This window comes from Blastococcus sp. CCUG 61487, from assembly GCF_005222955.1.
GTDB lineage: Bacteria > Actinomycetota > Actinomycetes > Mycobacteriales > Geodermatophilaceae > Blastococcus.
The window spans coordinates 1-12409 of record NZ_LWUA01000038.1 but is presented as its reverse complement, the minus strand read 5'-3'; the positions used below and the strand labels follow the sequence as shown (position 1 = coordinate 12409).

Sequence of the window (12409 nt, the reverse complement as noted above, 5' to 3'; positions counted from 1 at the left end):
CGGGCGGAGGCGCGGCGGCAGCGGGCGGCGCAGCGCGCTCGACGGGCGGCGCGGCAGGCGCGCCCCCGCGGCCGGCCTGCTCGCCGGCGATGGACAGCCGCCGTTCCAGCCGTTCGAGCCGCTGCAGGGTGGCGACGGCGGAGTCGTCGGTGCCGGGCAGCAGCATGCGGGCGCAGACGAGCTCGAGCAGCAGCCGCGGCGCCGTCGTCCCCCGCATCTCGGTGAGCCCCTCGTGCACCGTGTCGGCCATCCGCGACAGCGTGGCCGAGCCGAGCGCCTGCGCCTGGTGGCTCATCAGGTCGATCCGGTCGGCGGGGGTGTCGAGCAGCCCGTTGCTGCCGGCGTCGGGCACCGCGTCCAGCACGATCAGGTCGCGCAGCCGGTCGAGCAGGTCGGTGGCGAACCGCCGCGGGTCGTGCCCGGCCTCGACGACGCGGTCGACCGCGCGGAACACCCCGGCCGCGTCGTGCGCGGCCAGGGCGTCGATCGTCTCGTCGAGCAGCGCGTCATCGGTGACCCCGAGCAGCCCGACGGCGCTCGTGTAGGTGACGCCCTCCGGCCCCGCCCCCGCGAGCAGCTGGTCGAGGATCGACAGCGAGTCGCGGACCGAGCCGCCGCCGGCGCGGACGACCAGCGGGTACACGGTGGGCTCCACCTGCACCTGCTCGTCGGCGCAGATCTTCTCCAGCAGCCCGCGCAGCGTGGTGGGGGGCACCAGCCGGAACGGGTAGTGGTGGGTGCGCGAGCGGATGGTGGGCAGCACCTTGTCCGGCTCGGTCGTGGCGAAGACGAAGACGAGGAACTCCGGCGGCTCCTCGACGACCTTGAGCAGGGCGTTGAAGCCCTGCGTGGTCACCATGTGCGCCTCGTCGACGATGTAGACCTTGTAGCGGCTGCTCACCGGGGCGAAGAACGCCCGTTCGCGCAGGTCACGGGCGTCGTCGACACCTCCGTGGCTGGCCGCGTCGATCTCGATGACGTCGAGCGAGCCGGGGCCGTCGGGCGCCAGCGCGACGCAGGAGTCGCAGGCCCCGCACGGGGTGGACGTGGGCCCCTGCTCGCAGTTCAGCGACCGGGCGAGGATGCGCGCCGACGACGTCTTGCCGCAGCCGCGCGGGCCGCTGAACAGGTAGGCGTGGTTGATCCGGCCGCCGTCGACCGCGTTCATCAGCGGGGCGGTGACGTGCTCCTGACCGACCACCTGGGCGAAGGTCGCCGGGCGGTACTTCCGGTACAGGGCCAGTGCCACGCCGCGAGGTTACCCAGCCCCACCGACGCCTCTCCGGGGTTCCGGCGCCGCGGGCGGCTCAGCGGGTGAGCCGGAGCAGGAACTCGACGGAGCCGGTGTCCTCGACCCGGACGAACCCGAGCCGCGGCGGCTCGACGCCGTGGTCGGCGAAGGTGACCGGGATCGATCCGGAGACGTCGACGCCGTCGGGCGTCCGGACGGCGGAGAGCTCCACCCGCACCGGCTGCGTCGTCCCCTTCACCGTCAGGTCCCCGGTCACCGGGATCGCGACGGGCGTGCCGGTCAGCTCGGGGAGCTCCACCGGCTCGGTGACGGTGAAGACGGCGGTCGGGTACCGGGCGACGTCCATCACGCTGTCCCTGAAGTAGCTGTCCCGGCGGCCGTTGTCGGTGGCGATGCTCGCGATGTCGACGGTCACCTCCGCCGAGGTGAGCGCGCCGTCCTCGACGACGACGGTGCCCTCGACCTGCTCGGTGCTCCCGGCGACGGTGTTGTCGACGCCGTTGAGCACCTCGTCGACGCGGTAGCCGGCGCTGGAACCGTCCGCGACGGTCCACGTCCCGTCGGTCTCCGCCGAGAGCACCGTCCCCTCCGGCTGCGCCCGCACGGTCTCCGCGGGCGGCGCGTCCTCGTCGAGGGCCGCGTAGATGACCGGTCCGAGCGCCAGCGCGAGGACGAGCAGCGCGAGGCCGCCTCCGAGGATCCACCAGATGCGTCGCCCCATGACGCCTCCCTGCGTGACGGTCCATGGAGCAAAGCGCCAGAACCTGGCAGCGGCCTGTGAGGCACGTCACGGACGGCTGGGAAAGCGCGGGTGGGGGAGAGGGGCCGGAGAGAGAAAGGACCCCCCGCGCACCCGCCAGAGCCCGCTTATCCTTGCTGCCTTCCGGCCCTGGGGAGGTTCACAGGGTGACGCCACACGAGGGGTCGGGCACCACTGTAGAGCACCCGCGAACGGGACGGGCCCGCCTCGTCCGGTGGGACGAGGCGGGCCCGGTGCTGCGGAGGATGGGAGATTCGAACTCCCGAGGGGTTGCCCCCAACCCGCTTTCCAAGCGAGCGCCATAGGCCACTAGGCGAATCCTCCACGTGCGGCCCCGATGCTACCGGTCCGCCCGGAGCTCGTCCGGCGGTGCTCTCGGAGAGATCGTCCCCGCTCCCCCGCGGGCGCGGGGTGGTTGAGTGTCCCGACCAGCGGGCATGCGGAGCTGATGAGCACGGCAGGGACGTCGGAGCGCCGCCGCGGGCGCCCGGAGAGGAGGCGGACATGAGCGAGGACACCGAGGTGCGGCCGGAGGTCGTCGACGCGATCGTCGCCGTCCTCAAGGGTGGGGACCCCGCTCATCTCCCGGCGGGCGCCACCGCCACGGAGAAGGCTGCCGCGAAGGACGCCTACCTGTCGGAGTTCCTGGCCGAGCGCGGCAAGCGCGACCGCCAGTCGCACGCCTGGGAGCTGCTGCTCACCCGCAGCTACGACGAGCCCCCGACCTGGCAGCGGATCTTCGACGACCTCGACCCCGAGGTGCACACCGAGCTCGGCACGCTCTACGACGCCCTGCCGGCCGGCGCCCAGGAGGAGTACGCGCGCCGGTACGGGGTGCCCTCGGGCGTCTGATCCGCCGCCGGACGAACGACCTCCGCCGATGACCCGACCCGTGACCGCCCCCGGACGCCTCGTCGCCGAGCGCTACCGGCTGCAGACGCAGATCGGCGGCGGCGGCATGGGTGCGGTCTGGCTGGCCCGCGACGAGCTGCTGGGCCGGCAGGTGGCGGTCAAGCAGGTGCTGCTCTCGGAGACCGACGCCGAACTCGCCGAGCAGCAGCGGCTGCGCGCCCTGCGCGAGGGCCGGATCGCCGCCCGGCTCAGCCACCCGCACGCGATCTCGGTCTACGACGTCGCGCAGGAGGGCGAGACGCCGTGGCTGGTGATGGAGTACCTGCCCTCCCGCAGCCTCGCCGCGGTGCTCACCGAGGACGGCGTGCTGCGCGTGGACCAGGTGGCGCAGATCGGCGCCCAGGTGGCCGACGCGCTGGCCGCCACGCACGAAGCCGGCATCGTGCACCGGGACGTGAAGCCCGGGAACATCCTGATCGGGCAGGGCGACCGGCTCGACGGCCTGGTCAAGATCACCGACTTCGGGATCTCGCACGCCAGCGGCGACGTCACCCTCACCCAGACCGGCCAGATCACCGGCACGCCCGCGTTCCTCGCGCCGGAGGTGGCCCAGGGCCACGAGATGACCGAGGCCAGCGACGTCTTCTCTCTCGGCGCGACGCTCTACACCTGCTTGGAGGGCCAGCCGCCGTTCGGCATGGAGGAGAACGCGCTGGCGATGCTGCACCGGGTCGCCGGCGGCTCGATCCGGCCGCCGGTGCGCGCGGGTTCCCTGGCCCAGCCGCTCACCCGGATGCTGGCCGTCGACCCCGCGGCGCGGCCCTCCATGACCGAGGTGCGCGACGAGCTCGTGAAGCACGCGGCCGGGCACGGCGGGGACACGACGACGGTGCTGCTGGCCCGCACCGACCTGCGCCCGGCCGGCGGTCGGGCGCTCACCGAGCCGGAGCCGGCGCCCGCGCCCGCGCCCGTTGCCCCACCCCGCGAGCGGCACTCCCGCCGCCGCGGTCTCTGGGTGGCCGCTGCCGTGCTCGCCGTCGCGCTGGCCGGCCTGGTCGCGTTCCTGCTGATCCCCGACGGCGACGACGGCGGCACGCAGGCACAGGATCCCCCGCCGACGGCCGAGGAGCCCACGACCGCGCCCGACCCCGAGCCCGCCGACGGCGAGCAGGGCGGCGGCGAGCAGGGCGGCGGGAACCCGGCGGCCGAGACGCAGGACGGAGCCAACCCGGACGGCTCCGGCAACGCGGGCGACTCCGGCCAGGGGGACGGCGAGCCGCTGACGGCGGACGCCATCGAGCGCTTCCTCGAGGACTACCACGAGCAGGTGCTCGAGGACCCCGCCGCGACGTGGGACCGCACCGGGCCGACGCTGCGCGCCAACATCAGCCGCGAGAACTACATCGACTACTGGAACCAGTTCTCCGACGTCCGGGTCCGGGACGTGCAGGCCACCGACGGCGCGAACCAGGCGATGGCGACCCTGGAGTACCGCTACGACGACGGCCGGCGGGAGTCCGGGTCGCACGTCTTCACGTTCCTGGTCGAGGACGGTCGGCTCGTCCTGGACAGCGACTTCCCGGCCTGACCGCGGAACGACGACGGCGGCACCCGCGCGGGTTCGGGACCCGGGCGGACGCCGCCGTCGTCATCTGGCTGGCGGTGGCGGTGGGATTTGAACCCACGGAGGCTTGCACCTCACACGCTTTCGAGGCGTGCTCCTTCGGCCGCTCGGACACGCCACCGCCGAAGAGACTACAGCCTTCGCCGATCGCGGAAGAACGCGCGTAGCAGCGCGGCGGACTCCTCGGCGCGCACGCCCGCGGTCACCTCCGGGCGGTGGTTGAGCCGCCGGTCGCGGACGACGTCCCACAGCGAGCCGGCCGCCCCGGCCTTGGGGTCGTCGGCGCCGTAGACGACGCGGTCGACGCGCGAGAGCACGCTCGCGCCGGCGCACATCGTGCACGGCTCGAGCGTCACCACCAGCGTGCAGCCGGTCAGCCGCCAGCCGTCGCCGTGCCGCTCCGCGGCCGCGCGCAGCGCGAGCACCTCGGCGTGCGCGGTGGGGTCGCCGCGCTTCTCCCGCTCGTTGGCGGCCTCGGCGAGCACGGCGCCGTCCGGCCCGAGGACGACGGCGCCGATCGGGGTGTCGCCCCACTGCTGCGCTGCCGTCGCCAGCTCGAGGGCCCGGCCCATCGCGCCGTCGAGGTCGAGGGTCACCGAGTCCTCCGGCGGACAGTCGGACTCTGCTTCCAGGAGGAAGCAGAGCCCGACTGTGTCGGGACCATCACCTGCCGGGCCCGGGTCCAGCGGCGCCGTCCAGCGGGAACCCGACCAGCGCCGAGAGCTCCGCGATCGCCACGTCGGGGTCGACGACCTTGATCGTCGAGAAGCCGAGGGCGCGGGCGGGCTTGAGGTTGATCCCCAGGTCGTCCAGGTAGGCGCAGTCGGAGGCCTCGATCCGCCGTCCCACCGCCTCGGACAGCCGGTCCAGCGCCCGCAGGTAAATCTCCGGCTCCGGCTTGCGCACCCCCTCGACCGAGGACTCCACGATCACGTCGAAGAGGTCGAGGATGTCGTCCATCCGGCCGCCGCGCTCCATCGGCGAGACGTTGTTGGAGACCATCCCGAGCGGCAACCCGGCCTCGCGCAGGCGGCGGATCGCCGCCACCATCGCCGGGCGCACCTCGCCCCGGAGCGCCTCGAGCACCCGGCTGGCCTCCAGGCGGTGCCCCAGCGCGGCGGCCTCGGCCTCGAACGCCTTCGAGAACCCGGCGACGTCGAGCTCGTTGCGCTCGAACCGCGCCCAGGCGTTCGTGTCCGGGTCGGTGGAGTTGAGCTGCCGGATGAGCCCCTCGGGGAGCCCGGCCTCGCGCTCGTAGGCGGCGAACGCCGTCATCGGGCTCTCGGTGATCACCCCACCGAGGTCGAAGACGACCGCCGACACGGTGCCGCTCACGCGGTCACCGCCGCGGCCAGCTCGTCGGCGAACCCGAGGCGGGCGGCGATCCGCTGCACCATCTCGTCGGCCCACAGGTCATCGGCGGTCACGATCGTCCTCAGCTCCTCCGCGGGCAGCCCGTCGTCGGCGAAGACGTCCAGGTCTCCACCAGGCCAGCCGCTCTCGTCGTCGTCGAAGGCGCCGTCGGTGTCGACGCCGATGCCGTAGCGCTCCACCACCTCGGCGGCGAGCACCCATTCCAGCATCGTCGCGTCGGAGATCAGCGCCCGCACCATCCCCCCCGGCCCGTGCCGCAGGATGACGAAGTACAGCCGGGAGTCCACGACGACGACGAACGGCGGCGGCCACGTGCCCGGATCGCCGAGCGCGCGCTCCAGCACGGGCAGCTCGTCCCCGGCGTCCTCGGCCAGCAGCTCGACCCGCCACCGCGCACCGGCCCGGCTCACGCGGACGGCGAAGCTCGCCGGCCCGGCCGGCGGTTCGCTCATCGCTTGCGCAGCATCGTCAGACCGTCGGCGAGGGGCATCAGCACCGTCTCCCAGCGCGGGTCCGCGGCGAGGGCGGCGTTGAGCTCGACCAGCGCGTGGTCGGACTCGTCCCGCGGGTCGAGCACGTTCCCGTCGCGCAGCGTGTTGTCCAGCAGCACCACGCCGTTCGGGTGCAGCCGCGGGTACAGCTCGGCCACGTAGCCCGCGTAGCCGGTCTTGTCGGCGTCGACGAAGGCGAGGTCGTAGGTGGGCTCGGCCGGCAGCGCCCGCAGCGACTCCAGCGCGTCGCCCAGCCGCAGCTCGATCCGGTCGCTCAGGCCGGCCAACTCCCAGTGCCGGCGGGCGACCGCCGTCCACTCCTCGCTGATGTCCAGGCAGAGCAGCGAGCCGTCGGCCGGCAGCCCGCGGGCGATGCACAGCGCCGAGAAACCGGTGAACGTGCCGATCTCGATCGCCGTCCGCGCGCCCAGCGCCGCCGTGAGCAGCTGCATGAGGGCGCCCTGCTCCGGGGCGATCTGCATCGTCGACGGGGCCTCGCCGCGCTCGGCCATCGCGGCGGTCTCGGCGATCAGCCCGGCCGCCACCTCGTCGGGCGCCTCGGAGGACGCCCGCACGTAGTCGGCCAGTTCCGGCGTGAGGAGGAAGGAACGCGGGGTCATGGCGCGCAGGGTGGCAGCAGCGGGTGGGTCATAGGGTCCGATCATGGCGGAAAACTCCCCGGCACCCACCCTGCCGGTCCCCCCGGTCGGCGTCGTCGGCCTCGGGCAGCTCGGCGGTTCCCTGGCCGCCGCCCTCGCCGCGGCCGGGCGCCCGGTGTCGGGATGGGACGTCGACCCCGCCGCCCGGGAGGCCGCCGCAGCCCGCGGGGTGACGATCACCCGCGAGTTCACCGGCGTCGTCGTCCTCGCCGTCCCCCTGCCGGTGATGGCCACCGCGCTCGACGGGCTGACCGTCGACCCCGCCGCCACCGTCACCGACCTCGGCTCGGTGAAGGCGCCCGTGCTCCGCGAGCTGACCCCCGCGCTGGGCACCCGGTTCGTCGGCGGCCACCCGATGTGCGGGACCGAGCGGTCGGGGCACGCCGCCGTCGACCCGGAGCTGTTCCGCGGCGCGCGCTGGGCGGTGTGCCTGGAGCCCGACACCGACCTGACCCGGTGGCTGCGGGTCGCCGAGGTGGCGCTCGAGGTGGGGGCGGAGGTGGTCCCGGCCACCGCCGCCGAGCACGACGCCGCCGTCGCCGCCGTCAGCCACGTACCGCACCTGCTGGCCGCCGCGCTCGCGCGGGCCGCCGCCGACGCCGGGCCGCTGGCGTTGAGCCTCGGGGCCGGCAGCTTCCGCGACGGCACGCGGGTCATCGGCAGCGATCCCCGGTTCGTCACCGCGATGGTCGAGGCCAACGCCGGCCCCGTCGTCGACGCCCTCGCCCGCGTGCGCGCCCAGCTCGACCACCCCTGGCCGGAGCTGGTCGCGTCCGGGCACGCCGTCGTCACCCGGCAGTCCGGACGGCGGACGGTGCGCGTGCCGCTGGAACGGGCGGCGCTGCTGGCGCTGGGGCGGGCCGGGGGCGCGGTCACCCGCAGGCTGGCCGCGTTCGTCGAGGGCTGGATGCCGGAGAGCGGCTGACGGCCCGTTTCACGCTCCACCGTTTCGTGCAGTGGCCTGAGGGCAGCAACTCGCCATGGACGAGACCGACATCCTCAGCCGCATCCACGCGCTCGTCGACGAGGAGCACCGGCTCCGCGAGAGCTCCGAGCACACCGAGGAGACCCGCGCCCGCATGAGCAAGGTCGAGACCGACCTCGACCAGTGCTGGGACCTGCTGCGCCAGCGGCGGGCGAAGCGCCAGTACGACGAGAACCCCGACGAGGCCGAGGTCCGCTCGGAGCGGACCGTCGAGAACTACCTGCAGTGACGGCCCGCTCGTCCGGCGGCTAGGCCGAGCGGCGGTGCTCCGCGCCGAGCAGGGCGAGCTGCCACTGCAGGCGGGCGCGCGGGTCGGTGACCTTGCGGCCGGTCACCGACTCGATCCGCCGCAGCCGGTGCATCACCGTGTTGCGGTGGCAGTACAGCTCGTCGGCCGCGCGGGTCGGGGAGCCGTCCGAGGCCAGGAACGCCGACAGCGTGTCCAGCAGCACCTCGCGCTCCTCGGCGGGCAGCGCCAGGACGCCGCCCAGCGTCTGGCCCACCAGCCGCGAGCTGATCTCCGGGGAGTTGCTGAGCAGCGCCTCGGGCAGCCGCTCGTCGATGGTCACGACCCGGCGGTCACCGGCCGGCAGGGTGCGCGCCGCGGTGTCGGCCATCCGGTAGGCCGAGCTCAGCCCGGCCGCGCCGTCGGCGGCCTCCGACACCCCGACCGGGCCGCGGGCGAGCTTCTGCAGCCGCTCCCGGAGGTCCGGCGAGCACTGCGGCCCGAGGGCGATGACACCGACCTGCGCGCCGGAGCGCGTGCCCCACGTCGAGCGCACCCCGCGGCGGGCCAGCTCCGCACCGACGTCGCCCAGCCCCGGCTCGTCGTCGGGCGAGGGCAGGGCGACGACGACCGCGAGCCGTCCGTCCAGCGACATCCCGAGCAGCTCCGACGCCGTGCGCACGAACGCGGGGTCCTCGGCGCGGCCGTCCAGCAGCCCGTCGAGGACCCGCTGGCGGGTCTCCTCGTCGATGCCGGCCAGCCGGCGCTGCTCGTCCCGGTAGCCCTCGGCCAGCGCGGAGCACGCCGCGTCGTTGGCCCGCCAGACGGCGCCGGCGATCTCCAGCAGCAGCGCGTCGTGCCGGCCGCCGGCCTGGCGGGACACGGTCAGCAGCGTCTCCCACGTGATCTGCCCGCCCAGCCGGTAGGCGCGCAGCACCGCTTCGAGCGGCACGCCCTGTGCGGCCCGGCGCCGGCCGACCTCACGGGCACCGCTGGTGGAGAGGTCGGGCCGGGCACCCCGTGAGGCGGCGATGAGCGCGAGCAGGCCCTGCTCGAGGTTGGCCCGCGTCGAGGCGCGCAGGTCGTCCTCGGAGCGGGCGATGAAGTCGCGGTACCCCGGCTCGTTCTTCGAGAGCAGTTCCACCATGCGATCGGTCATGGCGTCGAGCTGGTCGAGCAGCAACGGCGAGAGATCCGCCAGTCGAGCCGCGACCTGGGTGTCGAACGCCTGCACTCGAACTCCTCCTCGGACGCGTCGTTCAGCACAACGCGTCGGAACCACGACTGTGCGATGCGCCCATTGTGCGCCACCGTCGCCAGCGGGTCGGAGGAGGCGGACGGACTCGTGACCCAATCGTCGCCCGGAGGGTGCTCCGACGTCGACGTGTGTGCCGTCCGGCGCCGGGTAGGAGGGCGACCATGCCACAGCACGTGCGCAGCGCCCGGACGATCCGGCGGGCGGTGGTCACCGGCGGCGCCGGGTTCCTCGGCTCGCACCTGTGCGAGCACCTCCTCGACCGGGACGTCGAGGTGGTCTGCCTGGACAACTTCCTCACCGGCTCACCCGAGAACGTCGCGCACCTGCTGGAGCACCCCGGCTTCCGGCTGGTCCGCTGCGACGTCACCGACTTCGTGCACGTGCCCGGCCCGGTCGACCTGGTGCTGCACTTCGCCTCGCCTGCCAGCCCGCTGGACTACCTGCGGATGCCGATCGAGACGCTCAAGGTCGGCAGCCTCGGCACGCTGCACACCCTCGGCCTGGCGCACGAGAAGGGCGCCCGCTACGTGCTCGCCTCGACGTCGGAGGTGTACGGCGATCCGCTCGTGCACCCGCAGCCGGAGGAGTACTGGGGCAACGTCAACCCGGTCGGCCCGCGCGGGGTCTACGACGAGGCGAAGCGGTTCAGCGAGGCGATGACGACGGCGTACCGCACGTCGAAGGGCACCGACACCGGGATCGTCCGGATCTTCAACACCTACGGCCCGCGGATGCGCGCCGACGACGGCCGGGCCATCCCGGCGTTCGTCGGGCAGGCGCTGTCGGGCCGCCCGCTCACCGTCGCCGGCGACGGCTCGCAGACCCGCTCGATCTGCTTCGTCGACGACACCGTCACCGGGATCCTCGCCATGGCGTTCTCCGGCCACGCGGGCCCTGTCAACATCGGCAACCCCGACGAGCTGTCGATGCTGCGGCTGGCGGAGTGGATCGTGGAGCTCACCGGGTCCGACTCCCCCATCGAGTTCATCGACCTGCCGGTGGACGATCCGAAGGTCCGCCGTCCCGACACCACCCGCGCCGAGGAGCTGCTCGGCTGGCGGCCGCAGGTGCCGTCCGAGGAGGGGCTGCGCCGGACAGTGGACTGGTTCGCCGAGCGGCTGGACGTGCGCGAGTCCCGGGCCGGCTGACCCTCCGCGACTCGCCCGGGCCGACCGCTCGGTGGCGCGGGCCAACTAGGCTGTGCCGTGCGGCTCGGGGGGACCGCGTCCGTTCCCCTGTCGACCGCAGAGAGCGAGCATGGGCCGTCACGCCGATCCGAGCAGCAGCAGCCGTCCGATCCCCTACGTCCTGATCGCCGCCGGGCTCGCCGTCGTCCTCCTCGCCGGAGGTCTGGTGTGGTGGCTGACGTCCGGCAGCGGCGAGGACTGCGCCACGGAGTCGACGGTCGCCGTGACCGTCACCCCGGAGCTGGCCGAGCTGGCCGACGAGCTGCTCTCCGACCCCGACGCGCTGGGCGCCGACGGCTGCGTCACCGCCGAGGTCACCGCCCAGGAGCCGCTGCAGACGGCCGGTGACCTGAGCGCCCTCGGCGCCGACCAGCTGCCCGACGTCTGGGTGCCGGACTCCTCGATGTGGTTCCCGCGGGCCGGCGACGCCGAGCTCGCGCCGGTGCAGTCGATGGCCACCTCGCCGGTCGTGCTGGCGGCGAGCTCCGCGGTCGCCGAGGCGGAGGGCTGGGACGAGACGCCGCCGTCGTGGGCCGACGCGCTCTCCGGCGACCAGCCCGTCGCGATGCCCGACATCGCCCGCAGCGCCGAGGCCCTCGCCGCACTGTTCGCGCTGCGCAGCTCCGCGGGTGACGGCGAGGAGGCCGACACCGCCGTCGTGGCCGCCGTGCTGGCGGCCGACCGAGCCGCGGGCGGCGCCACCGCGGCGCTGGAGTCCGCCGCCGAGGGCAGCAGCGACGCCCCGGTCGTGCCGGTCTCCGAGCAGACGGTGGTCGCGTCGCACGACGGCGAGTCCGCGATGGTCGCCGTCTACCCGTCCGAGGGCTCGCCGGTCCTGGACTACCCGGTGGTCCGCGTCGGCTCGCCGACCGGCGACCAGAGCCGCGCCGTCGACTCCGTGGTGGCGGTGCTGACCTCCGCCGACGCCCGCGAGGCCGCCGCCGAGGCCGGCTTCCGCGACGCCGACGGCACCGCTCCCCCGGCCGCGGAGGAGAGCGGGATCCGCGAGGAGGCCCCGACCGAGCTGGAGATCGACCCGGAGCAGGTGCAGGCGCTGTTCACCCGGCTGGCCGCGCTGGCCGCGCCGTCGCGGATGCTGGCCGTCGTCGACGTCTCGACGTCGATGGAGGCGCCCGTCGGGAGCGGCACCCGAGCCACCCTCGCCCGGGACGCCGCCAAGAGCGCGCTCGCCCTCATCCCGGGCCGCTCGTCGATCGGGCTGTGGGTGTTCGCGTACGACCTCGAGGGCGACGTCGACTGGCGCGAGCTGGTGCCGACCCGCGCGCTGGACACCGAGGTCGACGGGAACACCCAGCGCGACCTGCTGCAGCAGCAGGCCGACGCGCTGCCGACCCTCCTGACGCCTGGCGGCACGGGGCTGTACGACACCGTGCTGGACGCCGTCCGCAAGGCCCGGGTCGACTACGACCCGACCGCGGTGAACACCGTCGTCATCATCACCGACGGCACGGACGAGGACGACGACAGCATCGGCCTCGACGCGCTGCTGGAGACCCTCGCCGCCGAGGCCGACCCGTCGCGCCCGGTGAAGGTGGTCGGCATCGCCCTCGGCCCGGACGCCGACCTCAGCGCGCTCGAGCAGATCAGCGCGGCGACCGGCGGCTCGGCGTACTCGGCGGTCGAGGAGGAGGACCTGCAGGACGTCCTCTTCGACGCCCTCCGCCAGCGCGAGTAGCGGCGGTTTGTGCACTAACCGCCCGGCGGTTAGTGCACAAACCGC

At 74.3% G+C, this 12409-nt stretch carries 13 protein-coding genes, 2 tRNA genes and 1 other RNA gene; 6 read left to right on the top strand and 10 right to left on the bottom strand.

Annotated features, from left to right (window positions below):
- The 4 genes from A6V29_RS03640 to A6V29_RS03625 form a co-directional block, all read right to left on the bottom strand.
- A partial coding sequence (locus A6V29_RS03640) for a DNA polymerase III subunit gamma and tau (RefSeq protein WP_137159031.1) occupies positions 1-1249 on the bottom strand: 1249 nt, incomplete at its 3' end.
- Positions 1250-1307: 58 nt separating this feature from the next.
- The gene (locus A6V29_RS03635) at positions 1308-1973 is read right to left on the bottom strand and encodes a YceI family protein (RefSeq protein ID WP_137159030.1); all 666 of its coding nucleotides are present in this window, start codon (positions 1971-1973) and stop codon (positions 1308-1310) included.
- A gap of 112 nt (positions 1974-2085) precedes the next feature.
- Positions 2086-2181: signal recognition particle sRNA small type (ffs, locus tag A6V29_RS03630), an RNA gene on the bottom strand.
- Between the two features lie 70 nt (positions 2182-2251).
- A tRNA-Ser gene (locus A6V29_RS03625) sits at positions 2252-2336 on the bottom strand.
- 180 nt (positions 2337-2516) lie between these two features.
- Here A6V29_RS03625 and A6V29_RS03620 point away from each other — a divergent pair.
- Both A6V29_RS03620 and A6V29_RS03615 read left to right on the top strand, forming a co-directional pair.
- Entirely contained in the window at positions 2517-2864 is a 348-nt protein-coding gene (locus tag A6V29_RS03620; protein WP_137159029.1) for a hypothetical protein, read from the top strand.
- Positions 2865-2892: 28 nt separating this feature from the next.
- Positions 2893-4452 (top strand): serine/threonine-protein kinase, encoded by a 1560-nt coding sequence (locus A6V29_RS03615; protein ID WP_137159028.1) that lies wholly within the window; start codon positions 2893-2895, stop codon positions 4450-4452.
- Positions 4453-4521: 69 nt separating this feature from the next.
- Here A6V29_RS03615 and A6V29_RS03610 read toward each other — a convergent pair.
- From A6V29_RS03610 to A6V29_RS03590, 5 genes are all read right to left on the bottom strand, one after another.
- A tRNA-Ser gene (locus A6V29_RS03610) sits at positions 4522-4609 on the bottom strand.
- Between the two features lie 10 nt (positions 4610-4619).
- Positions 4620-5084, bottom strand: coding sequence for a tRNA adenosine(34) deaminase TadA (tadA, locus tag A6V29_RS03605; protein ID WP_212718970.1), 465 nt, complete (start codon positions 5082-5084; stop codon positions 4620-4622).
- Between the two features lie 67 nt (positions 5085-5151).
- A complete protein-coding gene (locus A6V29_RS03600) occupies positions 5152-5823 on the bottom strand; it encodes an HAD-IA family hydrolase (RefSeq protein WP_137159027.1) in 672 nt (223 codons plus the stop codon).
- Positions 5820-6314 (bottom strand): tRNA adenosine deaminase-associated protein, encoded by a 495-nt coding sequence (locus A6V29_RS03595; protein WP_137159026.1) that lies wholly within the window; start codon positions 6312-6314, stop codon positions 5820-5822. Before A6V29_RS03595 ends, A6V29_RS03600 begins: the two co-directional genes overlap by 4 nt.
- Entirely contained in the window at positions 6311-6973 is a 663-nt protein-coding gene (locus A6V29_RS03590) for an O-methyltransferase (RefSeq protein WP_137159025.1), read from the bottom strand. Before A6V29_RS03590 ends, A6V29_RS03595 begins: the two co-directional genes overlap by 4 nt.
- Before the next feature lie 43 nt (positions 6974-7016).
- Here A6V29_RS03590 and A6V29_RS03585 point away from each other — a divergent pair, with 43 nt between their 5' ends.
- Positions 7017-7937, top strand: coding sequence for a prephenate dehydrogenase/arogenate dehydrogenase family protein (locus A6V29_RS03585; protein WP_137159024.1), 921 nt, complete (start codon positions 7017-7019; stop codon positions 7935-7937).
- A 55-nt stretch (positions 7938-7992) separates the two neighbouring features.
- The gene (locus tag A6V29_RS03580) at positions 7993-8226 is read left to right on the top strand and encodes a DUF2630 family protein (protein WP_137159023.1); all 234 of its coding nucleotides are present in this window, start codon (positions 7993-7995) and stop codon (positions 8224-8226) included.
- Positions 8227-8245: 19 nt separating this feature from the next.
- Here A6V29_RS03580 and A6V29_RS03575 read toward each other — a convergent pair whose 3' ends face one another.
- Positions 8246-9457 carry a PucR family transcriptional regulator gene (locus A6V29_RS03575; protein ID WP_137159022.1) on the bottom strand — a complete coding sequence of 404 codons (1212 nt, stop codon included), beginning with the start codon at positions 9455-9457 and terminating at the stop codon, positions 8246-8248.
- A gap of 185 nt (positions 9458-9642) precedes the next feature.
- On the opposite strand from A6V29_RS03575, the gene A6V29_RS03570 reads away from it, so the two are divergent.
- Together A6V29_RS03570 and A6V29_RS03565 are read left to right on the top strand one after the other, a co-directional pair.
- Positions 9643-10629: a UDP-glucuronic acid decarboxylase family protein gene (locus tag A6V29_RS03570; RefSeq protein WP_137159021.1), complete on the top strand. Its 987-nt coding sequence runs from the start codon at positions 9643-9645 to the stop codon at positions 10627-10629.
- Positions 10630-10738: 109 nt separating this feature from the next.
- Entirely contained in the window at positions 10739-12364 is a 1626-nt protein-coding gene (locus tag A6V29_RS03565) for a vWA domain-containing protein (protein ID WP_137159020.1), read from the top strand.
- Positions 12365-12409 lie beyond the last annotated feature (45 nt).